We start from the raw sequence: 22,638 nt of genomic DNA, 5'->3' as shown, positions 1-22,638 counted from the left end.
CTGCGCCTTTCTCCATGCTGATCCCCCCCCGGATATGGATGGAGTGCCACCGGCGGTCGGCCGGCTGAAGCGCCCTCGGGGACAGGGGTGGCGTCCCGCGAGCGGTCGTGAAGTTGTAACACGCTGGAAACATGGGCAGGTTGAGGCGGATGTGGCGCGGAGCACAGGAAGAAGGGGACATCAGCCCCCTCTCGGGTCAAAGCATGGCGATCGGCAAACTTGATCGTTACTCGGATTTGAACGTCCGTTGAGCGAACGCTGAGCTTTATATGCAGACGAGTCCGCCCGCACCGGCAAGCGGTGCGGGCGGACTCGTCTGTGGATGCGGATCCGTCGATCAGCAGATCCGTGTCAGGGCCTGACGGGTCAGACGACCTTCACAGGCTCCTCGTCCTCCGGCTCGGCGGCCTCGGCAGCCTCGACGGCCGTGCCGGAGCGCCGGGCGGCGACGTACGCCAGGAACTTGTCGAGCTCCTTCTTGACGATCGGCGCCAGCAGGTACAGACCGATGATGTTGATCACGGCCAGCATGAAGAGGACCGAGTCGGCCATGCTGATCAGGGTGTCCAGCGAGACCAGCGCGCCGAGGACCACGATCACCACGTACATCACCTTGAAGGTGAGCTCGCTGGCCTTGCTGCGGCCGAAGAGGTACGACCAGGCCTTGAGGCAGTAGTAGCCCCAGGTGATCAGCGTGGAGAAGGCGAACAGCAGCACCGCGACGGTGAGCAGGTACGGGAACCACGGCAGCACGGTCTCGAAGGCGTCGGACGTGATGGTGACACCGCCGATGGACTCGCCGGCCCGCGCCTCGGCCCAGCTGGCCGGGTTGGCGATCACGATGGTCAGCGCGGTCATGGTGCAGATGACGACCGTGTCGATGAACGGCTCCAGCAGGGCGACCAGACCCTCGCTCGCGGGGTGCTTGGTCTTGACCGCGGAGTGGGCGATCGGGGCGGAGCCCAGACCGGCCTCGTTGGAGAACGCGGCGCGCTTGAAACCGACGATCAGGGCGCCGATCACACCACCGGCGACACCGGACGGGCTGAACGCCTCGGAGATGATCGTGCCGACAGCGTCCGGCACGGCGGTGACGTTGAACAGGATGACGACCAGGCAGGCCACCACGTACATGCCGGCCATCGCCGGGACCAGACGGCTGGTGACGGAGGCGACGGAGCGCATGCCGCCGAGCAGCACCAGGCCGACGAGGGCGGCGATCAGCAGGCCGAAGAACAGCGCGAAGGTGGAGGAGCCGCCGCCGGTGACGGAGGCGAGCTGGCTGTAGCTCTGGTTGACCTGGAAGAGGTTGCCGCCGAAGAGACCGAAGAAGAGGATCATCACGGAGGCGAGGACGGCGAGCACCTTGCCGATGGTCTTGCCGTTCGCGCCGAAGCGCTCGGCGAGGCCCTTGGGCAGGTAGTGCATCGGACCGCCGGAGACGGTGCCGTCCTCGTGCACCTCGCGGTACTTCACACCGAGGGTGACCTCGACGAACTTGCTCGCCATGCCGAGCAGACCGCAGAGGATCATCCAGAAGGTGGCGCCGGGGCCACCGATGGAGACGGCGACGGCGACACCGGCGATGTTGCCGAGGCCGACGGTGCCGGAGACGGCGGCGGTCAGCGCCTGGAAGTGGTTGACCTCGCCTTGGGAGTCCTTGTCGTCGTACTTGCCGCGCACCACGTCGACAGCGAGCTTGAACTTGCGGAACTGGACGAAACCGAACCATCCGGTGAAGACGAGGCCCGCGACGACGAGCCAGGCGACGATCAGGGGAAGCTCGGCGCCGTTGATGTTGACGCTGTAGAAGACGAAGTCTCCGAGCGCTGAAGCTACGGGTTCGAAGACGCTGCTTACGCGCTCATCGATGGTCTTGGTGATGCTGTCGAGTGACATCTGGCTACCTCAGGGAGGGGTGCCGCAGCGCGGTGCGCGGCGACCGGCCGTACGGGGCTGGTTTGTGTTGAGCGAACGCCGTTGTCCGATCGGCGACGTGGGGCAGGATCCGCGGACAATCGGAACCATTCGTGCCTTGGTCGTGCTTGGCCGAGACGGTCCCGGCGGCTCCGGTGCGAGCGAGGGGTCACTTCGCACAGGAGTTGCGAATTCTTACCACGCCTTTTGCGCCATGGTGAGTGGCACAGGTCACACGCAAAACGTAAAAACCGCCCTCAACTGGTGAAACAGCGAGGGCGGTGACGGGATCGTTATCCGGATCTTAAGGTCCGTTGAGCGAACGCGCTCAAGACGGCAGATGTCTGTTTCCGGACACTAAAGCATCAGGTCAGCAGCGTTTCCACCAGTGACTCCTGGAGCGAGCCGAGCCAGAGGTAGGCCATCACCATCGGCTTGCGCGGGTCGGAGTCGGGCAGCCGGTACAGCTCGGCGGTGTCGTCGTCGTCCCGGACCTCGAGCCGGGTGCCGATCGTCAGCCGGAGGTCGTTGAGGGCGCCGAGCCAGCGCCGGCAGTCCTCGGGTGGGAGCTTGAGGACGGCGCCGCCCTCGCCCTGGGAGGTCAGCGAGTCAAGGCTGCGGACCATGGCGAGTGCATCGTCGCGCTTGCGGGCGCGCAGGTCGTTCTCGGTGTAGCGGCGGAACTCTGCGGAGTACGCCTGCAGTTCGTCGTCCTGCTCGCCGTCCGGGCCGCCGTAGGCGTCGGGGAGGAGACGGGCCAGCGCCGGGTCGGCTGGCGGCTCGCTCGGCCCCTCGGCGAACAGGGCGGCCAGCGGGTCCTCCTCGCCGCCGGCGGGCTCCTCGCCGGGGCCGATCAGCTCCATCAGCTGCACGGCGAGCGAGCGCAGGATCGAGATCTCCACCTCGTCCAGGGCGACGGCCGCCCCGCCGCCCGGGATCGGCTCGAAGTGTCCGGCCATGTCCTTCGCCATCACGTGCGGTCGTGGGACAGGGTCGCCCACAGTCCGTAGCCGTGCATGGCCTGCACGTCGCGTTCCATCTCCTCGCGCGTCCCGCTGGAGACGACCGCGCGGCCCTTGTGGTGTACATCGAGCATCAGCTTGTGCGCCTTGTCCTTGGGATACCCGAAGTACGCCTGGAAGACATACGTGACGTAGCTCATCAGGTTGACCGGATCATTGTGGACGAGCGTCACCCAGGGCACGTCCGGTTCAGGGACGGCGAAGGCCTCTTCCTCCGCGTCGGGGCGGGCGGTTTCCACTGGCTCTACGGGAGCGACACTCACACGATCCATGCTGCCACCCGCACCGGCCCGACGCACAAACGGCACCCCTGACAGGGAGCCCGAGTTGCTCCCGCGACGAGATCTCGTCACTTTGACGAAATCAGGTGTAGCATCCTCGTCATGGACACAGCGGACCTGGGACTGCCCGTCGAGGTTCCCTCGACGGCGCTCTTCACCGACCAGTACGAGCTCACGATGGTGCAGGCGGCACTGAGGGCGGGCACCGCGGACCGCCGCTCCGTCTTCGAGGTCTTCACCCGCCGGCTGCCCGAGGGCCGCCGCTACGGAGTCGTCGGGGGCACCGGCCGGGTGCTGGACGCGGTCGAGAACTTCCGCTTTGACGACGCCGTGCTGGGCTTTCTGCGCGAGATGCGGATCGTGGACGGGCCCACGCTGCGCTGGCTCGCCGACTACCGCTTCAGCGGGGACATCTGGGGCTACCCCGAGGGCGAGGTGTACTTCCCCGGCTCCCCGGTGCTGCGCGTCGAGGGCTCCTTCGCCGAGTGCGTGCTGCTGGAGACCGTGATCCTGTCGATCCTCAACCACGACTCGGCGATCGCGGCGGCGGCCTCCCGGATGTCCGTCGCCGCGGGCGGGCGGCGGCTGATCGAGATGGGCGCACGGCGCACCCACGAGCTGTCCGCGGTGGCCGCGGCGCGCGCCGCGTACGTCGGCGGCTTTGACTCCACCTCCGACCTGGCGGCCGGCTTCCGCTACGGCATCCCGACGGTGGGCACCAGCGCGCACGCCTTCACCCTGCTGCACGACAGCGAGCGGGACGCCTTCCGGGCGCAGGTCGACTCGCTCGGCCGGGGCACCACGCTGCTCGTCGACACCTACGACGTCGCCGAGGCGGTCCGCACGGCCGTGGCCGTCGCGGGGCCGGAGCTGGGGGCGGTGCGCATCGACTCGGGTGATCTGCTGCTGGTGGCGCACCGGGTCCGGCAGCAGCTCGACGAGCTGGGCGCATATGACACGAAGATCGTCGTCACTTCCGATCTGGACGAGTACGCCATCGCGTCGCTGGCCGCGGCGCCGGTGGACGCGTACGGAGTGGGCACCCAGCTCGTCACCGGCAGCGGGCACCCCACCTGCTCGATGGTCTACAAGCTCGTGGCGCGCGCCGGGTCCGCCGACGTCGCGGCCCCGCTGCGGCCGGTGGCGAAGAAGTCCCTGGGCGCGAAGAGCTCGCTCGGCGGCCGCAAGTGGGCGGCGCGGCGGCTGGACGAGTACGGGGTCGCCGAGGCCGAGGTCGTCTCGGCGGGCGAGGTCCCGGCGGACCTCGTCGACCGCCAGCTGCTCGCGGAGCTGGTCAAGGGCGGCGAGATCGTGGCGCGGGAGCCGCTGGAGGCCGCGCGGGAGCGGCATGCGGCGGCGCGGGCGGGGCTGCCGCTGTCGGCGATACAGCTGTCGCGGGGCGAGCCGGTGATCCCCACGGAGTGCCGATGAGCCCGGCGCAGGCTGATGCGGCGCCCGTGAGCGGGGTACTCGTTGGCGCGCCCTGGGCGAACGCGCCCCGTGCGACGACGATGCCCCCTCCCCCTGGGCCGTCGAAGTCTCTACTCTCGATCTCATCCCCTGTACGGGATGCCCCCGTGCGGGAGACGCTCGTGCGAAGCAAACCCGTACGAAGTGAAAGCGTACGAAGCAGACCCGTACGAAAGGCCCGGATGCGAAAGGCCCCCGTACGGGACGCCGCCTCAGCAGCCGTCGACCCCGCCCCCACCGAAGGACACCCGCCATGCACCGCGCATTGATCGTCGTGGACGTTCAGAACGACTTCTGCGAGGGCGGCAGCCTCGCGGTGGCGGGGGGCGCGGACGTCGCGGCCGCCATCACCGACCTGATCGGCGAGTCCCAGGCGGGCTACGCCCATGTCGTCGCCACGCGCGACCACCACATCGACCCCGGTGACCACTTCTCCGACCACCCGGACTACGTCGGCTCCTGGCCGCCCCACTGCGTCGCGGGCACCGAGGGCATCGGCTTCCACCCGAACTTCGCGCCGGCCGTCGCCTCGGGCGCGATCGACGCGGTCTTCAGCAAGGGCGCGTACACGGCGGCCTACAGCGGCTTCGAGGGCGCCGACGAGAACGGCACGCCGCTGGCGGACTGGCTGCGCCGGCACGGGATCACCGATGTCGACATCGTCGGCATCGCCACCGACCACTGCGTCCGGATGACCGCCCTCGACGCGGCCCGCGAGGGCTTCCGCACCCATGTCCTGCTGGACCTGACGGCGGGCGTCGCGCAGGAGACGACCCAGCGGGCGCTGGAGGAGATGCGGGGGGCGGGCGTGGAGCTCTCCGGCAAGCCGGTGGTGTGACCCGGGGGCCCTCTCCGGCAAGCCGGCAGTGCGGCCTGGGGGCCGCCGTGCGGCGCCCGGGGGGCCGCGCGGGGTTTCCCTGCCCGCCCTTCCCGAAACCGGGGGGCAAGCCCCCGGACCCCCGTACGTCCTTCGGCCGAGTCCTCGATCTCCCCCCGGCTGCCGCCCCTGGAGGGGCTGGAAGATCCAGCCCCTCCGGCGCTTGAGGGGCGGGGTCCGGGGGCGGAGCCCCGGAGGGCGGTCAGGCGCTGGTCGTGGCGCGCAGCAGGGCCCGGATGGGGTGCCAGAGCTCCTGCGGCGCCGCAGGGCCCGACGTACGCCAGAGAAGGCCGTCCGGGTGGTGCAGCACCGCCGTGATCTCGTCCGGCGTCGGAGGCTCCGCGTTGCCGCGCAGGTACACCGCCCGCAGCCCCAGATTCCGCAGCCGCGTCAGCGCCCGCGCCCGGTTCGCCGCATGGACCAGGACGCGGACCGTCCCGCCGTCCCCGGCCGGACTGGGCAGTCCTATCGCGACCACGACGCTGCCTCCCGGCAGCTTGCAGAACCCGCCTCCGGGCATGCTGATCCACTCCCCCGTGCTCTGGTGTCAATAAGGGTCTCGTCTCCCGCACCTAAACACGATCGGCCGCCGCCCGCCAGGGGGCAACGGCCGATCATGGTTTGACCTGCGGTTATGTCAATTATTTGGTGGAGGGGCCCACCTTGACGGTGATCGTCTTGCCGCTCCACGGCTGCCAGGCGATCGAGATCCGCGTGTTGGTGTCAGGAACGTCGACGCTTCCGGTCGGGTTCCCCTCGTGCCAGTAGGTCCCCTTGCGGTCGTCGAAGACGGGATTGCCGAACTTGGGCCAGATCCGCTGGGCGACCCCCGCCTTGTGCAGCTTGATGCTGTCCGTCGGCCACCAGCTGAAGGTCGAGTCGTAGGACTGGATGCGGTTGCGCATCAGCGACCCGTCCTTCCACTTCAACGGCTCGGCGTGGGCGTCCACCGGCAGGATCAGGCCCTTGCCGGGGTGCTGGCTGGTGTTGTTGTCGGCCTGGGAGGTGTCCCAGAGCCAGATCAGCAGCCCGTTCTGGTACGGGTAGTGCTCGACCCAGCTCTCCTTCGGCGCGGCGAAGCCGAAGTTGTACGGGCCGACCTTGAGGGTCTGGTCGTACGAGACGTACTGCCGGTTCTCGGCGATGTAGTACTGCTCGTACTCCTTGGTGAAGCCCTCGCCGATGCGGGTGAAGCCCTTCGCGGTCCAGCCCGCGTCGTCGCCCTCGGCGTCGTCGCTGAAGACCGTAGCGCCGTCCGCGGTCAGGGTGATCGCGTCGGCCGTGAAGCCGAGCGGGGCCACGCCGCCGTCCGTCTGGTAGCGGAAGCGGAGGTCGAACTTCTTGCCCGCGTACGCGTCCAGCGGGTAGACGAGGTCCTTGTACGTCTCCGAGACGCCGGTCAGCGCGGGCGTGTCGGAGGCGTCCCGCGGGAGGGCCTGGCCGTCGGCGGTGCCGTCCAGCGCGGTCCAGGTCGCGCCGCCGTCCGTGGACACCTCGGTGTAGAGGTAGTCGTACTCGGCCTCGATGTCGTACCAGCCCTTGAGCGACAGCTCGGCCGACGACTTGCCGGTGAGGTCGACGGAGCGGGTCAGGGTGTTCTTGAGGTCGTCACCCATCTGGCTCCACCACTGCTTGGAGCCCTGCGCGGGCTTCACGACGGTGGTGGTGACTTCCTTCTTCGGCAGCTCGACGACGAGCGCCTGCGGGTTCTTGGTGTTGTACTCGGCGACGCCCAGCTTGTGCTTGGACTTCGTCGCGGCCTTGCCCTTGGTGTAGTTGAGCCAGCCGAGCTGCAGCTTGTCCCAGGCGGTCATGTCGCCGGGGAGGTCGCCGATGGTCTCGCCGCCGGTGCCCAGCCAGGAGCCGGACGACATCAGGGTCCAGAAGCCGGTGGAGTTCTCGCCGCCGCCGGAGGTGTCGTACAGGTCCGGCAGGCCGAGGTCGTGGCCGTACTCGTGGGCGAAGACGCCGAGTCCGCCGTTCTCGGGCTGCACGGTGTAGTCGCCGACCCAGATGCCGGACTCGCCGATCTGGGTGCCGCCGGCCCTGTTCTGGGCGGGGCCGGTCTTGCCGACGTCGGTGCCGTAGGCGTACCAGCGGTGGGCCCAGATGGCGTCGCCGCCCTGCGCACCGCCGCCCGCGGACTCGTCCTCGCCGGCGTGGACGATCTGGAAGTGGTCGATGTAGCCGTCGGGCTCGTTGAATTCGCCGTCGCCGTCGAAGTCGTAGCGGTCCCACTTGTCGTACTGGGACAGCTCGGCCTTGATCTGCTCGTCGGTCTTGCCCTTGGCCTTCTGGTCGGCGGTCCAGGCGTTGACGCCGTCGCGGACGGCGTCCCAGACGTTGGAGCAGTTCGATTGTCCGCAGTAGTTGGAGCCGTAGCGCGCCTCGTTGTACTCGACCTTGACCCAGTCGGAGACCGTGCCCTCGACCGAGTAGCGGCCCGACGAGGCCCGCTCGTAGTAGGTCTTCAGCGAGTGCTTGGGCGTGCCGTCGGCGTTCTGGCCCTTGCCGAAGTACAGGTCCTGGAAGTGCTGCCGGTCGAAATCCTCCTGCCAGGCGGTGGAGTTGTCCACCGAGCGGTCGGGCTCGGCGATCTTGTTGTGCAGCGGGCCCGGAGTGCCGCCGTACTTCTTGACGGGCGGCTTGGGGCCGTCGCCGTCGGGGTCGTACATCGTGGTGTCGTCGACCTTGTCGCCGAACTCCACCAGGATGGTGAAGATCTTGTCGGTCTTCTCCCGGCCCAGCTCGACGTACTTCTTGTCATCGAGCCGCACGACCTTGGAAGCACCCCGCTTCTGGACGGTCGCGTCGCCCGATATGACCTGCTCGAGGGCAGCCTGCCGCTGCTCCTCCTGCTGCTTGCTGAACGGGCCTTCGAGATCGTGCTCGACATGAGCCTTCTCGGGTCCCTCGCCGTGGCCCCCCTTGGCCTTGCCCGGCGCCGGGTCGTGGCGTTCGATTGCTGTCGGGTCCGTCGAGCGGTGGTCGTCGGCCTGCGCGGTGGCGAAGGCCGAGGCCGTCGCGGTGGTCGCGGCGAGCGCCACGAGCACCGCGGACGCTCTGATCGTCCGTCTTCTGTTGGTCACTTGATTGGTGTCCTCCCCTGCGCCCCGCCGCCACGGACAAGATGTGGGGTAGTCCGCGCGCGGAGTCGCGTCACAAGTGACGACATTCGACCGGAGTTGACGAAGAAAAGACAGTCCTTGACTTGGACAGGCCAACTGCACTATGCGCGAGTCCAGTTCCGGAATTCGAACACCCTCGAAAGGGTGGAGGACCGGACAATGGGAGCATATTTTCGGCCAATTGGTAGTGCGGATGAATCGATGCGCCCCCTGTGCACCGGCACCGTGGGTTAGGTCACGCTTACCACCGGTTCCCCTCGGGCATGCACCTTCATAGAGTCGATCGGCAGTGCGACCGTGCCGGCCGGCTCCCGCGCGGGAGAGAGACCCGACGACACCCCCTGTCCCTGTCCCCTGCCCCGAGGACGGATACCGTCATGCCGCGTCCGACTGCCGCACAGTTCGCCTACGGTTCGGCTGCCGTCGTCTTCTCAGCCCTCGCCCTGCTGCTGCTCACCGGCGCCGAGGGCGGCATCGCCGTCGCCGCCGTCGCCGCCGTGGCGCTGGCGCTGGGACTCGCCGTCTCCCTCACCCTGCATCAGCGGGACGTACGGAGGCGGGGCACGGCCCTCGACGCCGCGCTGCGCACGGTGCAGGAGGCACAGCCCGGACCTGCGCCCGCCCGGCGCACGGGCGCCGGCGTCCACTCCCTGCACCGCTGAAGCCTTACCGCACCCGCACCACGACCGTCTTGGCGACCTTGTCGTGCAACCCCTGTTTGTACGGCTTGTCGGTCAGGATCGTGATGACGATGATGATCCACCAGAGGCAGAAGCAGCAGATCAGCGCGGGCACCCACAGCACGATCGCGCGCAGCAGGGAGGAGTTGGTGTCGGGCACGCTGCCGTCGTTCAGCAAGGCGACGCGGATCTTCATCCAGCGCTTGCCCAGCGTCTGGCCGTCTTTCTTGACCATGATGGTGTCGTAGCCCACATACGCGACGACCGCGACGAGCGAGTAGAGCCACTGCCTGCCGGTGTTCAGCTCCTCGCTGATCTCCTCCCAGCTGTTGCCGTCCGTGGTGAAGTCCCAGCCCCCGAAGAGCAGGGAGAGCAGAAACAGCGGCACGGCGATGATGAGCCAGTCGACGATCCTGGCCGTCAGCCGTCGGCCGAAGTCGGCGAGCGGAGGCATCCCCGCGAGCGGGTCGACGCCTCCGTAGGGGCCTCCGCCGTAGGCGTCGCCCGGACCGTACGGAGGCATAGGACCGCCGCCGCCCGGTGGAGGGGGCGGCGGCGTGGAGCCCGGAGGCGGCGGGCCCGGCGGAGGCGTCGAGCCGGACGGCGGCTGCTCGGGGGGCGGCTGCTCGGGCGGCTTCTTGCGGAACGGGTCGTCCTCGGGCGGCTCCCCGGACGGCGGCCTGTCGTCGTTGCTCATCGGGCTCATGGGGGCAGTGCACCGTGCCCCCGGGCCCTCCGCAACCTATGACACGCCGTTCGGGCGACCGTCTCCGACGGTCCGTCAGCCGCCAAGCGCAGGACGTCAGCCGGTGACGAACGTGTGCGCCGCCTTGTCGTGCCAGCACTGCCGCCACGGGCGGTCGAACAGGCACCACAGCACATTGAGCAGACCGATGGCGAGAACGCCGAGCAGGCTGTAGACGAGCCAACGGCGCAGCGCCGCCACGAAGGTCGGCGTCTCGTGGGACTCGATATGGCAGACCTTCAGTCCGAACAGCTTCTTGCCCAGGGTGCGGCCCCACTTGGCCGTCGGCAGCGTCTCGTACAGCAGCCCGAAGACGAGCAGGGCGGCGAGGACGATGCCCAGATGGCCCGCGGTCGTGCCGTCGACCAGCCATACGGTGACGGTCTGTCCCGACTGCTTGGCGGCCTCGATCTTGCCGTCGACATGGGCGACGGCCTGGCCGAGCACGGGGACCGCGACGGCGGACACGAGCGCGCCGAGCAGCAGCGTGTCGATCAGCCGCGCCGCGAACCGCTTGCCGAGGGACGCGGGACGGGCCGCCGCCTGGGCCTGGGCCGCCTGCAGGAAAGGGTCGTTGACCGGCGGCTTCCAGGGAACGACCGGCTGCTCGGGCTCCCTGCCGGTGCGGACGCCGGGGGCGGACTGGCCCGGCTGTCCTGGCTGTCCCGGCTGTCCCGGCTGGGCCGTGCGGACGGGCTGAGCCGTGCGGGCCGGCTGACCCGCCTGGGCCGCCTGCGCTCCCTGGGCGAGCTGGTGGACCTGCTGCGGCCAGGACGCCGCGCCGCCGCCGGGCCCGGCGGTCACCGGGGACTGCGGCTGGGAGGCAGCGGCGTGCGGCTGCGGCTGCGGCTGCGGCTGCGGCTGCGGCTGCGGCTGCGGCTGCGGCTGCGAGGGCACGTTGGGCCGTAGGGGCGCCTGCGGCTGCTGGGTTCGTGCCTGGGAGCGGGGCCTCTCGGCAGCGGGTGCGGCGGGGGCGGAGGCCGTGCCCTCGCCCGGAGTGCCCTCGCCCGGGGAGCCCTCGGCGCGAGAGCGGAAGGTCATCGTCCCGTCGCCCTGGCCCGTGGCCTCGCCCGCGCCCTGGCCGCTCGCCCCCCGGACCCCGGGCAGCGCGCCGCCGGTCGGATCCGCGGGCGCCCTCGGGTCCGCGGGGGCGGCCGACTCCGCTCCGCCCGCGGTGTCTCCCCAGGAGACGCGGCTGTCGTGCTCCCCGCCGAAGCCCGACTGCCGTGCCGCGTCGGCCGCCCAGGCGCTGGCCGGCTCTGTGCGCGAATCAGCGCGCGACGACCGCGCGTCCGGCTCCTCGGCCGGCTCTTCGTCGAGGAAGACCGGGCCGGTCTCCTCCACGGAGGCGGGGCCGGGCGTCGCCGCGGGCGGCGGCGGCGCGGACGCCGAGGCGGTCGCGGAGGCGGCGGCCGCGGCCGCCGAGTGCGGGGCGGCGGGCATCGCCTCGCCCGCCTTCGGGGCGGGACGGCTTGTGCCGGGCCCCCAGGCCGCTCCGTTCCAGTACCGGACATATCCGGGAATGGAGGGATCCGGGTAGTAGCCGGGTGTGGGGCTGCTGCCGTCACCTGTGGCCGGGGTTGGGGCGCTCATCACCGTGGTCCCGTATCTGCTCGAGGCTCACTTCAAGGCACCACATCTATCAGACCCTTGAGAGCCCGCGGACCGCTCCAGCCATAACGACAACTTTTCAGTCGCCGTGCGGTAACGGAAAGTTGTCCCGGAAAAACCTTCGGAACCCGCGTAATGACCGGCCGGCATCCGTGTCTCCTCCAGCAGGGCCGCCCCCGGGCGGCCGGTGCACCCGCACGCAGAAACACCCGAAAGCGAGAGAAGAGGCACTTCGATGCAGCACACCGTCGTGGAACGCGAGCTGGAGCTGAAACTGGTGCTGTCACCCGAGCGCAGCATCCCGGTGCCCGCCCGGCTGACCTATCGCACCGACGACCCGTACGCCGTGCACATCACCTTCCACATCGGCTCCGACCATCCCGTGGACTGGACCTTCGCCCGTGAGCTGCTGGTGGAGGGCGTGTTCCGGCCGTGCGGCCAGGGGGATGTGCGGATCTGGCCGACGAAGTACGAGGGACGCAGCGTGGTGCTGGTGGCGCTGAGCTCCCCCGACGGCGACGCGCTGCTGGAGGCGCCGTCGTCCGCAGTGTCCGCCTGGCTGGAGCGGACGCTGCGGGTGGTCCCGCCGGGCGCCGAGTCCGAACGGCTCGGCATCGACGACGGTCTGGCCGGGCTGCTCGCGCGCACCCCGGCCGACGACGTATGGCTGCGGGACAGGTTCCGGCCGTCCTCCGACGAGTCTTCGTAAGGGGCAGGGCTGACCTTCGGTCGATGACGTGCATATGGACGGGGAAGTCGACGCTGTGGCCGTCGGGGTCGCCGATGTGGACCATGCGGACACCGAAGAGGGCGTTGATCTGCTGCGGCTCCTCATGCCGCGGGTCGGCCCGGTAGCGCGGTTCGCGGACCGTGACGCGGCCGAGGCCCCCTCCCGCCGCGACGCGTGGCGTGCGACCACACCTGCCAGGACAGCGCGTACGGCTCAGAACAGCTTGCCGGGGTTGAGCAGGCCGAGCGGGTCGAAAACCTGCTTGATGCCCCGCTGGAGCTCCAGGCCCACCGGGCCCAGCTCCCGGGCCAGCCACTCCTTCTTCAGCACGCCCACGCCGTGCTCGCCGGTGATGGTGCCGCCGAGCTCCAGGCCGAGCGCCATGATCTCGTCGAAGGACTCCCGGGCCCGCCGGGACTCGTCGGGGTCGGCGTGGTCGAAGCAGACGACGGGGTGGGTGTTGCCGTCGCCCGCGTGGGCGCAGACGCCGATGGTCAGCCCGTACTTGTCGGCGATGGCGGCCGTGCCGTCGAGCATCGCGGCCAGCCGGGAACGCGGCACGCACACATCGTCGATCATCGTGGCGGGCTTCACGGCCTCGAGTGCCGTGAGCGACATTCTGCGCGCCTGGAGAAGGAGTTCGGATTCGGCCGCCGTATCCGCAGGAACGATCTCGCTCGCGCCCGCCGCCGCGCACAGCTCGCCGACGGCGGCCAGATCGGCGGCCGGTTCCGCGGTGTCGAAAGCGGCCAGCAGCAGCGCCTCGGTGCGTTCCGGCAGCCCCATGTGGGCGAGGGCGTTGACCGCGCGCAGGGTCGTGCGGTCCATCAGCTCCAGCAGCGACGGCGTATGCCCCCGCTCCATGATCGCGCAGACGGCGGCGCAGGCGTCGGCGGCCGAGTCGAACTCGGCGGCGAGGACGAGCTGCTCCGGCGGCTTCGGCCGCAGTGCGAGCACGGCCTTGACCACGATGCCGAGGCTGCCCTCCGAGCCCACGAACAGCCTGGTGAGGTCGTATCCGGCGACCCCCTTGGCGGTGCGCCGGCCGGTGGTGAGCAGCCGGCCGTCCGCGAGGACGACGTCAAGGCCGAGGACGTACTCCGCGGTCACCCCGTACTTGACGCAGCACAGTCCGCCCGAGGCCGTGCCGATGTTGCCGCCGATGGTGCAGGTCTCCCAGCTGGAGGGGTCGGGCGGGTAGTACAGGCCGTGTTCGCCGGCCGCGCGGGACAGCGCCGCGTTGACCACGCCCGGCTCGACGACCGCGATCCGCTCCACGGGGCTGATCTCCAGGATGCGGTCCATCTTCACCAGGGACAGCACGATGCAGCCGTCGCTGGCGTTGGCAGCGCCGGACAGGCCCGTGCGCGCGCCCTGCGGAACGACGGGGACGCGCAGCTGAGAAGCCGTGCGCATGATGTGCTGCACCTGCTCTGCCGTGCGGGGCAGGACGACGACGGCGGGGAGGCCCGCCGGGCAGAAGCCGGCCATGTCGTTGGCGTAGGAGGCCATGACGTCCGGGTCGGAGATCAGGGCCTCTGCGGGCAGCCCGGCGGCCAGCCGTTCGATCAGCGGCTGCGGGGCCGGCTCCGGGCCGCGGTGCGGGAGTCCATCCATGATCTAAGCCTTCCACCGGGGGCCATCGGTGTGAACCCGGTCGCCTTGTGCTGCGCACCGCCGAGTGTGTCCTCCGTACGGGCTGCGCCCTGACGCACAGTGAGCGCCATGAGGGATCACGTGAAGAACGCCGCGGTCAGCCTGCTGGTCGGTGCGACGCTCGTCGCCGGAGTCATCGCGCTCGCGCCCGGATGGGGCGAGGATCCACCGCCCGCGCCGGGGCCTGCCGGGCGGGCGATGGCGGCGGCGGGCGCGGGCGCCCCTGCCGCGCCCGCCGATCTTGCCGCGCTCATCGAGGACCGGGAGAGGTGGCTGAAGGACCACCCCCGCGACGAGGAGTCGTGGGCGGTGCTCGGCACGGCGTATGTGCAGCGCGGGGTGCGGCTGGCGCAGTCGGCGCAGTTCCCGAAGGCCGAGCGGGCGCTGAAGAAGTCGCTGGACGTCGTGCCGGCCGACGAGGGCAACGTTGAGGCGATGGCGGGCATGGCGGCGCTGGCCAACGCCCGGCGGGACTTCGCCGGGGCCCGCGGCTGGGGCGAGCGGGCCGTCAAGCGGAAGCCGAAGCGGTGGACGACGTATCCCCTGCTGATCGAGGCGTACAGCGGCCTGGGCGACTACAAGGCGGCCGGCAAGGCCGTGGACCGGATGCTGGAGCTGAACTCCGGGCCGCAGGCGAGGGGGGTCGCCGCGCTCGTCTACCGCGACCGCGGCTGGCGCGAGGACGCGGCCGCGACGGCGCACGACGCCGCCGCGAACGCCGAGGGCCCGGAGCAGAAGGCCGCGGCGCTGCACCGGATGGGTGAGTTCGCGTGGGAGCGGGGCGAGCCGGCGGAGGCGATCGCCCACTACGACGCGGCGCTGCGGGCACGGAGCGACCATCACGCCTCGCTGGCGGGACGGGCCCGGGCGCTGGCGGCGCTGGGCCGTACGGACGAGGCGCTGCGCGACTACGGGGCGGCGCAGAAGGGCCGTCCGCTGCCCGCGTACGCGCTTGAGGCCGGTGAGCTGTACCAGTCGCTGGGCCTGGACGGCGACGCCCGCCTCCAGTACGAGCGGCTGCGCGACGGAGTGGCGGAGGCGGCGAAGCACGGGGTGGACTCCACGCTGCTGCTGGGGCGGTACGAGGCCGACCACGGCAGCGCGGAGGCGGCGGTGCGGAGGCTGCAGGCCCAGTGGGACAAGGGGCGGCGCAGCGTCGACATGGCGGATGCGCTGGCCTGGGCGCTGCACCGGGCGGGCCGGTCGCAGCAGGCGCTGGAGTTCGCCCGGAAGGCGACGGACAAGGGGCGGCGCAGTGCGCTGTTCTCGTACCACCGGGGGGAGATCGAGCGGTCGCTGGGACGGTACGGCGCGGCGCGGCGGCATCTGGAGGAGGCGGTGCGGACAAACCCCGACTTCTCTCCGATGTGGGCGCCGAAGGCGAGGGAGGCCCTGGAGGCGATCGGGGAGCCGCCGGAGGGCGGGCCGCGGGAGCTGGAGCGGCCGGCGGGGACCCCGGCCCCGACGCCGTCGCCGTCGGGCGCGGCGTCGGCGTCGCCGTCGGGCGCGGCGTCGGCGTCGCCGTCGGGCGCGGCGTCGACTGCGACGCCGGCGCCGCGTTCCCCCTCGCCGTCTCCCTCTCCCACCGCGTCCGGGAGTCCGGCCGGGAGCTGAGCGGGGGTCGGCACTTCGTCAGCGGGTCACCTCGGCGTACACGATGAGGTTGTCGACGGGGTGGCCCTCGGCGTCGTAGCCGCCGTCGCAGGTGACCAGCCGCAGCACGGGGGCGTCCGTCGCGCCGTAGACCTTCTGTGTGGGGAACGCCTTCTTGCTGACGGTCTGTTTCGCGGTGACGGTGAAGTGGACGGTCCTGCCTCGGGCGTCGCGTACGGCGATGTCCGCGCCCTTGGCGATCTTCTTCAGATCATGGAACACGGCCCGTCCGTAACGGGTGTCGTTGTGCCCGATGATCACTGCGGGGCCTGTCTCGCCGGGCTTGGCGAGGCCGGTGTACCACCCGGCGGTCATCCCCTTCTCCGGCGGCGGCACTTCGACGGTGCCGTCGGCGTTCAGGCCCAGCCGCATCAGGGCGCTCTGCACGCCGAGTGAGGGGATGGCGAGGTGGGCGGGGTCCGCGGCCTCGTGGTCGGGGACGACGGCGTGGGTCGCGGTGGGCTTCGCGGGTGGGCGCGGATCGTCCTGCGGCGCTGAGCAGCCCGCGAGGGCGGCGACCGCGACGAGTCCGGCGGCGGCGAGGAGCCGCGCGCGGAGCAGGGTCGTGGGCAGGGGCATGGGCATGGGAAGGGGTTTCCTGTCGTCGTACAGGGCTCGCCCCCGCCCCGGAGAGGAAGGGCGGGGGCGAGCGTCGGGCGTCAGGCGCGCGAGCCGCCCGTGCGGCGGCGGATCACGGTGAAGCCCAGACCTCCGAGCAGCGCGGCGCCGGCGGCGGAACCGGCGAGGACGGCGGCGGTGTTCGTCGTGCCGTCGGCGGCGGCCTCCTCACCGGCGGCGACTCCGCCGCGCGGGATGGGCGACGCGTCCTTGCCCGCCTGCTCCTTGGCGGTGCGCGCCTTGGCCTCGCGGTCGTCCTCGGCCGGGACGGGACGGGGGGCGCCGTCCTCGGCCGGGACGGGACGGGGGGCGCCGTCCTTGGGCTGCACGGACGCCCCGTCCTTGGGAGCCGGGGTGGGGGCGCCGTCCGCGAAGGCGGCGGCGGACGGGATGAGCAGCGCGCCCGCCACGGAGGCGGTGAGGACGGCGGCGCGCAGGGTCAGTCGGTGGGACATAAGCGTGAAGCTCCTGTGTCAGCTGTGATGTGACGGCGCCCGGTCACCGGCCGGAGCGGCTCGCCGCCGGGCATGTCCCCCAGACTGATGGGAAGTTGTGAGGAAGCTGTCAGATCGCTGTGTCCTTCGGATCAGGGTCCGGCGTCTCACGGTCCGGGCCGTGCGGCGGGAATCCGCAGGGAGAAGACCGACCCCTTTCCCTCCTCGCTCTCCGCCCGTGCCGAACCCCCGTGCGCCTCGGCCAGCTTGCGGACGATCGCAAGGCCGAGGCCGCTGCCTCCGGTGCGTCGGCTGCGGGACTTCTCGGCGCGCCAGAAGCGGTCGAAGACACGGGGGAGGTCGTCGGCCGGGATGCCGCACCCGGTGTCGGCGACCTCGATCAGGGCCGCGGCGCCGCCGCCGTCGTCGGAGCCGTATGCGCGCAGGGTGACGCGACCGCCGGGCGGGGTGTGGCGTACGGCGTTGGAGACGAGGTTGCCCACGGCCTGGCGCAGCCGTACGGGGTCGGCGTGGAGTGCCGGTGCGGGCGGGCGGCCGTCCGGCGGTCCGGTGTCGACGGCGAGCGCGACCCCGGCGGTCTCGGCGCGGGCCTGGTGCGCGGCGGCGACCTGGGCGAGGAGTTCGGCGGCCCGCAACGGCTCCGGGTGCAGCCGCAGCGCCCCGGCGTCCGCCTCCGCCAGATCCTGGAGGTCGTCGACGATGTGCTGGAGCTGCATCGCCTCCTCCAGGAGAGAGGAGATGAACGCGGGGTCGGGGTCGGCGAGTCCGTCCTGCGCGGCTTCGAGCCAGCCGCGGATGTTGCTCAGCGGGGTGCGCAGTTCGTGAGCGACGTCGCTGACCATCGCCTTGCGCTGGGCTTCGAGGCGTGCGCGGTGCGCCGACATGTCGTTGAAGGCCGCGGCCAGCCGTCCGATCTCGTTGTCGGCGGTGACGGGTACGGGCGCGGTGTCCTCACCGTCCTTCATCCGCTGGGCGGCTCCGGTGAGCGCGTGCAGCGGCCGTACCAGACGGGTGCCGGCGAGCACCGAGGCGCCGACGGTCAGGGCCAGGACGAGGGCGGCGACGCCGGCGATCTTCCCGGTGTTGGCGAGGGACAGTTCAAAGCCGGGGACCGCTCCCCCTCGGGGGTCGCCGATGTAGAGCAGCGCGGGTGAGGCGACATAGGAGCTGAGCTGTTCGCGGCGTGCGGTGTCCACGCAGGAGGCGATGGCGCGGTCGGCGACGTCGTTCCTCTCGGCGGGGAGGGCCTCGCGCGGGACGGGGACCGGGGTCGCCGCCTTCCAGGACAGGTCGAGGGAGAGTTCGACGGGCGGCAGATCCTGGCGCTGGAGGCAGGCGTCGGTGAGTCTGCTGAGCGCGTCGAGCGCCTTGGCCTCCGTCTTGGTGGGCCGGTCGAGGTCGTCCTGCGGGCAGCGGGCGGCTTCGGCGCGTTCGTCGCTGCCGACGACCTGGATGCGCGGGCGGCCGCTGGGGCTGTCGACGATGTCGGTGGCGATGGAGAACTTGCCGAGGCAGGCGGCCGTGGTCTCGGCGGCGCGGAGCAGTGGGGCGCGTTCGTCGGCGGGCAGCCGGAAGGGGCCGACGGCGCGCGGGTCGATGCGGTCTGCTGCGGCGGCCCGGGACGGGTCGGCCGGGGGTGACAGGGCGGTGTCGGGTGAGAGGGGGTCGACGACGGCGGAGGCGCGGGGCGGCAGTTCCGGCGGCGGCCCGTCCGCGCCGCCGTCCTCCGCGCCCCCGCCGTCGCCGTGCGGGGCTGCGGAGTCGGCGAGCGTTCGGCGGTCCTGTGTGGTGAGCGCGATACGGCGGCCCGACTGCTGCGCGAGCTCCCGCACGGTCGTCTCGACCGCGTCCCACCGTGGGTGGGTGGCCGCGTAGCCGAGCAGGGTGTTGTAGATGCGGGCGTCGTCGGCGAGGTTCTGCCCCTGCTCCTGCCGGATCGCGCCGGAGGTGGTCTGTACGGCCAGCCAGGCGGTTGCCGCGACCGAGCAGGCGGCCACCAGCGCGGAGACGGCGAGCAGCCGCCCGAGGAGGCTCTTGCGCAGGGGCAGCCGCCGTTCGCCCGCCGTCCGGGCGGGCTTGCGGGCCGGGTGTGCGGGGGGACCGGACCGTGCCGCGCGTTTCATATCGTGCCGCCGCCGGTGCGGGCGGTGTGCACCGTGCGGGCCTCCGGGTCGGTCAGCTTGTAGCCGACGCCGTAGACCGTCAGCAGACGGGAAGGGCGGCGCGGGGCGGCCTCGATCTTCTTGCGGAGGTTCATGATGTGGACGTCGACGGTGCGGCCGCTGATGTACCGGTCGAAGCCGTGGAGTTCTTCGAGGAGCCGCTGCCGGGTGAAGACCCGGTCGGGTTCGGCGGCCATGGCGGCGAGGATGCGGAACTCGCCGGGCGTGCACTCCACGCCCGCCCCGTCGACGGTCACCTCGTGCCGCTGCGGATCGATCAACAGCGTGCCGACGGCGAGCACCGGGTCGGCCGCCGCCGGTCCTCCGGATCCGCCGCGCCGGGCGCGGCGCAGCAGGGTGCGGACGCGGGCCACCAGCTCGCGCGGGCTGTACGGCTTGGTCATGTAGTCGTCCGCGCCGAGGTCGAGCCCGAGCAGCAGATCGTCCTCGGTGCTGCGGGCGGTCAGCATCAGCACGGGCAGTTCTCTGGCCTCGGCCCGCAGTACGCGCAGCACATCGAGCCCGTCGGCGCGCGGCATCATCACATCGAGGACGAGCAGATCGGGCTCCCGCTGCCGTACGAGGTCGAGCGCGGCGCGTCCGTCCCGTACGAGCGTGACGGCGTGCCCTTCCCGCTCCAGATACCGGCGGACCAACTCGCCCTGTTTGTCGTCGTCTTCGGCGACCATCACATCAGCGCACACGCCGCCGATCGTAAGCGACCGCTGCCCGGGCCCCCCGATCCCGGACAGCGGTCCGTCGCCCGCCGGTCCCTTGCCCGCCGGTCAGCCACCCAGCGGTCAGCCACCCGCCGGTCCGTCGCCCGCCGGTCAGCCACCCGCCGGTCAGCCACCCGCCGGTCGCCGCTCTCAGCATCCACCGGTCGGCTCCGCCGGCGCAGACGGCGGGTCAGAGGTTGCCGCGCCTGGCCTGCTCGCGCTCGATCGCCTCGAACAGCGCCTTGAAGTTGCCCTTGCCGAAGCCCAGGGAGCCGTGCCGCTCGATCATCTCGAAGAAGACCGTCGGCCGGTCCTGCACCGGCTTGGTGAAGATCTGCAGCAGATAGCCGTCCTCGTCGCGGTCGGCGAGGATCTTCAGCTCGCGCAGCTTCTCGATCGGCACCCGGGTGTCGCCGACCCACTCGCCGAGCGTGTCGTAGTACGTGTCGGGCACGTCGAGGAACTGCACGCCCGCGGCCCGCATCGAACGCACGGTCGACACGATGTCGTTGGTGGCGAGCGCGATGTGCTGCACTCCGGGGCCGCCGTAGAACTCCAGGTACTCGTCGATCTGGGACTTCTTCTTGGCGACGGCCGGCTCGTTGATGGGGAACTTCACCTTCTTGGTGCCGTCGGCGACGACCTTCGACATCAGCGCCGAGTACTCGGTCGCGATGTCGTCGCCGACGAACTCCTTCATGTTGGTGAAGCCCATGACCTTGTTGTAGAAGCCCACCCACTCGTTCATCCTGCCGAGTTCCACATTGCCCACGCAGTGGTCGATCGCCTGGAAGGTCCTCTTGGCCGGGGGCTCGACGATCGGGGAGGCGGCGACGAACCCCGGCAGGTAGGGGCCGTCGTAGCCGTCGCGCTGGACGAGCGTGTGGCGGGTCTGGCCGTAGGTCGCGATGGCGGCCAGCACCACCGTGCCGTTCTCGTCCTTGACCTCGTACGGCTCGGTGAGGCCGGTGGCGCCGTGCTCGACGGCGTACGCGTACGCGGCGCGGGCGTCCGGGACCTCGATGGAGAGGTCGACGACGCCGTCGCCGTGTGCGGCGACATGCTCGGCGAGGAAGCGCCCCCGGTCCGTGGACGGCTTGATCACGGAGGTGAGGACGAAGCGGGCGGAGCCGTTCGTCAGCACATAGCTGGCGGTCTCGCGGCTGCCGTTCTCCGGTCCGGAGTAGGCGACGAGCTTCATGCCGAAGGCCGTGGAGTAGTAGTGCGCGGCCTGCTTGGCGTTGCCGACGGCGAAGACGACCGCGTCCATTCCCTTGACCGGGAAGGGGTCTGCCTCGCGCGCGGTGTGAGGGGTCTGATCCATGGTCATCGCGTTGTCTGCCATAGCCGCAGACTCCCGCCGATCCACAAGGTGCGCAATAGTTTGCCTGAGCACTAAACAATCTGCATAGCATAAGCCGACAATCACCGGACTATGTGTACAGCATGACCACTCAGGAGATCTTATGGTGATCGATCATCTGGATGCCCGGCTGATCGTCCTGCTGGCGCGTGAGCCGCGGATCGGGGTGCTGGAGGCGTCCCGCCGGCTCGGTGTGGCGCGGGGCACGGTGCAGGCGCGGATGGACCGGCTTCAGTCCAATGGAGTCATCCGCGGCTTCGGCCCGGACGTCGATCCGGCCGCCCTGGGCTACCCCGTCACCGCGTTCGCCACGCTGGAGATCAAACAGGGCCAAGGGGCCGACGTCCGGGCCCATTTGGCGACCGTGCCGGAGGTGCTGGAGCTGCACACCACGACCGGTCACGGGGACATGCTCTGCCGGCTCGTCGCCCGCTCCAACGCCGACCTCCAACGGGTGATCGACCGGGTTGTCGGCTTTGCTGGCATCGTGCGGGCGTCGACGGCGATCGTGATGGAGAACCCTGTTCCGCTGCGGATCATCCCGCTGGTGGAGCAGGCGGCGCGGGACCGGGCGGAGTAGCCGCCGGTTCGGTGCGCCGCGGCGCGGCCGGGCGGGGCAGCGGTTCAGCGGGCGGCGGCAGGACCGGGCGAAGGCAACGGTTCAGCGGGCGGTCTGGCCGGAAAGCACCCCGCCTAGGGAGGCACGGAGCGGGTAGCCGCCCTCTCGGCGAGGGCCTCTCGGGCGAGGAGAGGGCATCGGAGTGTCCGCCGACCGAGGGAGCGCCTATGAGCTTCTGGGAGTATCTGACCACTCGGCGCCAGCAGTTGCTCACGGACGCCTTCCAGCACGCCAGCGCCGTCTTCCAGTGCATGGTGATCGCCACGGCGCTGGGCGTCCTCATCGCGGTGCTCAGCTATCGAAGCACCTGGGCCGGGAATCTCGCCATCACCTCCACGGCCACTTTCCTCACCGTCCCCTCCCTGGCCCTGATCGGTCTGCTGATCCCGGTCGTGGGCCTGGGCGTGGCGCCGACCGTGATCGCCCTGACGCTGTACGGGCTGCTGCCGATCGTCCGCAACGCGATCGTCGGACTGCGCGGAGTGGACCCCTCGCTCGTCGACGCGGCCAAGGGCATCGGGATGTCGCATACGGCGCGCCTGCTGCGGGTGGAGCTGCCGCTCGCCTGGCCGCCGATCCTGACCGGCATCCGGGTCTCGACGCAGATGCTGATGGGCATCGCCGCGATCGCCGCGTACGCCTCCGGCCCCGGCCTGGGCAACGAGATCTTCCGGGGCATCGCCTCGCTGGGCAGCGCCAACGCCGTCAACCAGGTCCTCGCGGGCACGCTCGGGATCGTCGTCCTCGCCCTGCTGTTCGACGCCGCGTATGTGCTGCTCGGCCGACTGACCATTCCGAGGGGGATCCGTGCCTGAGTCCGCGTCCGAGAACACCGCCGCCGCGCCCGCCGCTGCATCCGCCGCATCCTCCGCCGCGCCCGCCGCATCCTCCGCCGCGCCCCTCCCGGACACGGCCTTCGGCGGCGCCGTCTC

20 protein-coding genes are annotated in these 22,638 nt (G+C 71.1%); 7 read left to right on the top strand and 13 right to left on the bottom strand.

Going from position 1 to position 22,638, the window contains the following annotated elements; genetic code table 11:
* Positions 1–366: 366 nt before the first annotated feature.
* The 3 genes from QCN29_RS16985 to clpS form a co-directional block, all read right to left on the bottom strand.
* Positions 367–1,899: an alanine/glycine:cation symporter family protein gene (locus tag QCN29_RS16985; protein ID WP_279928972.1), complete on the bottom strand. Its 1,533-nt coding sequence runs from the start codon at positions 1,897–1,899 to the stop codon at positions 367–369.
* A gap of 383 nt (positions 1,900–2,282) precedes the next feature.
* Positions 2,283–2,876: a DUF2017 domain-containing protein gene (locus QCN29_RS16980; RefSeq protein WP_279929092.1), complete on the bottom strand. Its 594-nt coding sequence runs from the start codon at positions 2,874–2,876 to the stop codon at positions 2,283–2,285.
* Positions 2,877–2,887: 11 nt separating this feature from the next.
* Positions 2,888–3,211 carry an ATP-dependent Clp protease adapter ClpS gene (gene clpS, locus QCN29_RS16975; protein WP_240140141.1) on the bottom strand — a complete coding sequence of 108 codons (324 nt, stop codon included), beginning with the start codon at positions 3,209–3,211 and terminating at the stop codon, positions 2,888–2,890.
* 111 nt (positions 3,212–3,322) lie between these two features.
* Between clpS and QCN29_RS16970 the strand changes: the two genes are divergently transcribed.
* Both QCN29_RS16970 and QCN29_RS16965 read left to right on the top strand, forming a co-directional pair.
* Positions 3,323–4,651, top strand: a complete 1,329-nt coding sequence (locus QCN29_RS16970; protein WP_279928971.1) for a nicotinate phosphoribosyltransferase — start codon at positions 3,323–3,325, stop codon at positions 4,649–4,651.
* A gap of 292 nt (positions 4,652–4,943) precedes the next feature.
* The gene (locus QCN29_RS16965) at positions 4,944–5,528 is read left to right on the top strand and encodes an isochorismatase family protein (protein WP_240140139.1); all 585 of its coding nucleotides are present in this window, start codon (positions 4,944–4,946) and stop codon (positions 5,526–5,528) included.
* A 241-nt stretch (positions 5,529–5,769) separates the two neighbouring features.
* Here QCN29_RS16965 and QCN29_RS16960 read toward each other — a convergent pair whose 3' ends face one another.
* Both QCN29_RS16960 and QCN29_RS16955 read right to left on the bottom strand, forming a co-directional pair.
* A complete protein-coding gene (locus tag QCN29_RS16960) occupies positions 5,770–6,087 on the bottom strand; it encodes a hypothetical protein (protein WP_240140138.1) in 318 nt (105 codons plus the stop codon).
* Between the two features lie 121 nt (positions 6,088–6,208).
* Entirely contained in the window at positions 6,209–8,656 is a 2,448-nt protein-coding gene (locus QCN29_RS16955; RefSeq protein WP_279928970.1) for an immune inhibitor A domain-containing protein, read from the bottom strand.
* 416 nt (positions 8,657–9,072) lie between these two features.
* Here QCN29_RS16955 and QCN29_RS16950 point away from each other — a divergent pair, with 416 nt between their 5' ends.
* Positions 9,073–9,357, top strand: a complete 285-nt coding sequence (locus tag QCN29_RS16950) for a hypothetical protein (protein ID WP_279928969.1) — start codon at positions 9,073–9,075, stop codon at positions 9,355–9,357.
* A 4-nt stretch (positions 9,358–9,361) separates the two neighbouring features.
* On the opposite strand, the gene QCN29_RS16945 is transcribed toward QCN29_RS16950, so the two are convergent.
* On the bottom strand, positions 9,362–10,072 hold the full coding sequence (locus tag QCN29_RS16945) for an RDD family protein (protein ID WP_279929091.1): 711 nt from the start codon (positions 10,070–10,072) through the stop codon (positions 9,362–9,364).
* A gap of 105 nt (positions 10,073–10,177) precedes the next feature.
* Positions 10,178–11,713, bottom strand: coding sequence for an RDD family protein (locus tag QCN29_RS16940; RefSeq protein WP_279928966.1), 1,536 nt, complete (start codon positions 11,711–11,713; stop codon positions 10,178–10,180).
* Positions 11,714–11,966: 253 nt separating this feature from the next.
* On the opposite strand from QCN29_RS16940, the gene QCN29_RS16935 reads away from it, so the two are divergent.
* A complete protein-coding gene (locus QCN29_RS16935; RefSeq protein ID WP_240138905.1) occupies positions 11,967–12,440 on the top strand; it encodes an SsgA family sporulation/cell division regulator in 474 nt (157 codons plus the stop codon).
* Between the two features lie 234 nt (positions 12,441–12,674).
* Here QCN29_RS16935 and QCN29_RS16930 read toward each other — a convergent pair whose 3' ends face one another.
* Positions 12,675–14,078, bottom strand: a complete 1,404-nt coding sequence (locus tag QCN29_RS16930; protein ID WP_279928965.1) for an FAD-binding oxidoreductase — start codon at positions 14,076–14,078, stop codon at positions 12,675–12,677.
* 108 nt (positions 14,079–14,186) lie between these two features.
* Between QCN29_RS16930 and QCN29_RS16925 the strand changes: the two genes are divergently transcribed.
* Complete coding sequence (locus QCN29_RS16925; RefSeq protein WP_279928964.1) at positions 14,187–15,731, top strand: tetratricopeptide repeat protein; 1,545 nt, start codon at positions 14,187–14,189, stop codon at positions 15,729–15,731.
* Between the two features lie 18 nt (positions 15,732–15,749).
* Here QCN29_RS16925 and QCN29_RS16920 read toward each other — a convergent pair whose 3' ends face one another.
* The 5 genes from QCN29_RS16920 to hppD form a co-directional block, all read right to left on the bottom strand.
* Positions 15,750–16,349 carry a class F sortase gene (locus tag QCN29_RS16920; protein ID WP_279929090.1) on the bottom strand — a complete coding sequence of 200 codons (600 nt, stop codon included), beginning with the start codon at positions 16,347–16,349 and terminating at the stop codon, positions 15,750–15,752.
* An 80-nt stretch (positions 16,350–16,429) separates the two neighbouring features.
* Positions 16,430–16,843, bottom strand: coding sequence for a hypothetical protein (locus QCN29_RS16915; protein WP_279928963.1), 414 nt, complete (start codon positions 16,841–16,843; stop codon positions 16,430–16,432).
* Positions 16,844–16,989: 146 nt separating this feature from the next.
* Entirely contained in the window at positions 16,990–18,966 is a 1,977-nt protein-coding gene (locus QCN29_RS16910) for a sensor histidine kinase (RefSeq protein WP_279928962.1), read from the bottom strand.
* Positions 18,963–19,694, bottom strand: coding sequence for a response regulator transcription factor (locus QCN29_RS16905; RefSeq protein WP_279929089.1), 732 nt, complete (start codon positions 19,692–19,694; stop codon positions 18,963–18,965). The genes QCN29_RS16910 and QCN29_RS16905 overlap by 4 nt, the downstream gene beginning before the upstream one ends.
* 220 nt (positions 19,695–19,914) lie before the next feature.
* Complete coding sequence (gene hppD / locus QCN29_RS16900) at positions 19,915–21,048, bottom strand: 4-hydroxyphenylpyruvate dioxygenase (protein WP_279929088.1); 1,134 nt, start codon at positions 21,046–21,048, stop codon at positions 19,915–19,917.
* Positions 21,049–21,190: 142 nt separating this feature from the next.
* Here hppD and QCN29_RS16895 point away from each other — a divergent pair, with 142 nt between their 5' ends.
* Entirely contained in the window at positions 21,191–21,667 is a 477-nt protein-coding gene (locus QCN29_RS16895) for an Lrp/AsnC family transcriptional regulator (RefSeq protein WP_240138896.1), read from the top strand.
* Between the two features lie 206 nt (positions 21,668–21,873).
* The gene (locus QCN29_RS16890) at positions 21,874–22,521 is read left to right on the top strand and encodes an ABC transporter permease (protein ID WP_279928961.1); all 648 of its coding nucleotides are present in this window, start codon (positions 21,874–21,876) and stop codon (positions 22,519–22,521) included.
* Positions 22,522–22,638: the final 117 nt, after the last annotated feature.

It is taken from the genome of Streptomyces chengmaiensis, assembly GCF_029846775.1.
In the GTDB taxonomy this organism is placed as follows: Bacteria; Actinomycetota; Actinomycetes; order Streptomycetales; family Streptomycetaceae; genus Streptomyces; species Streptomyces chengmaiensis.
The sequence above is the reverse complement of the archived record's forward strand: the minus strand, read 5'-3'. Positions and strand labels throughout refer to the sequence as shown.

Bases quoted from the DNA above. Each gene is read 5' to 3' on its own strand.
- QCN29_RS16945 (WP_279929091.1), bottom strand. From the start codon at position 10,072: ATGAGCAACGACGACAGGCCGCCGTCCGGGGAGCCGCCCGAGGACGAC.
- QCN29_RS16895 (WP_240138896.1), top strand. From the start codon at position 21,191: ATGGTGATCGATCATCTGGATGCCCGGCTGATCGTCCTGCTGGCGCGT.
- QCN29_RS16930 (WP_279928965.1), bottom strand. From the start codon at position 14,078: ATGGATGGACTCCCGCACCGCGGCCCGGAGCCGGCCCCGCAGCCGCTG.
- QCN29_RS16985 (WP_279928972.1), bottom strand. From the start codon at position 1,899: ATGTCACTCGACAGCATCACCAAGACCATCGATGAGCGCGTAAGCAGC.
- QCN29_RS16970 (WP_279928971.1), top strand. From the start codon at position 3,323: ATGGACACAGCGGACCTGGGACTGCCCGTCGAGGTTCCCTCGACGGCG.
- QCN29_RS16905 (WP_279929089.1), bottom strand. From the start codon at position 19,694: ATGGTCGCCGAAGACGACGACAAACAGGGCGAGTTGGTCCGCCGGTAT.
- QCN29_RS16925 (WP_279928964.1), top strand. From the start codon at position 14,187: ATGAGGGATCACGTGAAGAACGCCGCGGTCAGCCTGCTGGTCGGTGCG.
- QCN29_RS16950 (WP_279928969.1), top strand. From the start codon at position 9,073: ATGCCGCGTCCGACTGCCGCACAGTTCGCCTACGGTTCGGCTGCCGTC.
- QCN29_RS16935 (WP_240138905.1), top strand. From the start codon at position 11,967: ATGCAGCACACCGTCGTGGAACGCGAGCTGGAGCTGAAACTGGTGCTG.
- clpS (WP_240140141.1), bottom strand. From the start codon at position 3,211: ATGGATCGTGTGAGTGTCGCTCCCGTAGAGCCAGTGGAAACCGCCCGC.
- QCN29_RS16960 (WP_240140138.1), bottom strand. From the start codon at position 6,087: ATGCCCGGAGGCGGGTTCTGCAAGCTGCCGGGAGGCAGCGTCGTGGTC.
- QCN29_RS16980 (WP_279929092.1), bottom strand. From the start codon at position 2,876: ATGGCCGGACACTTCGAGCCGATCCCGGGCGGCGGGGCGGCCGTCGCC.
- QCN29_RS16915 (WP_279928963.1), bottom strand. From the start codon at position 16,843: ATGTCCCACCGACTGACCCTGCGCGCCGCCGTCCTCACCGCCTCCGTG.
- QCN29_RS16965 (WP_240140139.1), top strand. From the start codon at position 4,944: ATGCACCGCGCATTGATCGTCGTGGACGTTCAGAACGACTTCTGCGAG.
- QCN29_RS16910 (WP_279928962.1), bottom strand. From the start codon at position 18,966: ATGAAACGCGCGGCACGGTCCGGTCCCCCCGCACACCCGGCCCGCAAG.
- QCN29_RS16890 (WP_279928961.1), top strand. From the start codon at position 21,874: ATGAGCTTCTGGGAGTATCTGACCACTCGGCGCCAGCAGTTGCTCACG.
- QCN29_RS16920 (WP_279929090.1), bottom strand. From the start codon at position 16,349: ATGCCCCTGCCCACGACCCTGCTCCGCGCGCGGCTCCTCGCCGCCGCC.
- hppD (WP_279929088.1), bottom strand. From the start codon at position 21,048: ATGGATCAGACCCCTCACACCGCGCGCGAGGCAGACCCCTTCCCGGTC.
- QCN29_RS16940 (WP_279928966.1), bottom strand. From the start codon at position 11,713: ATGAGCGCCCCAACCCCGGCCACAGGTGACGGCAGCAGCCCCACACCC.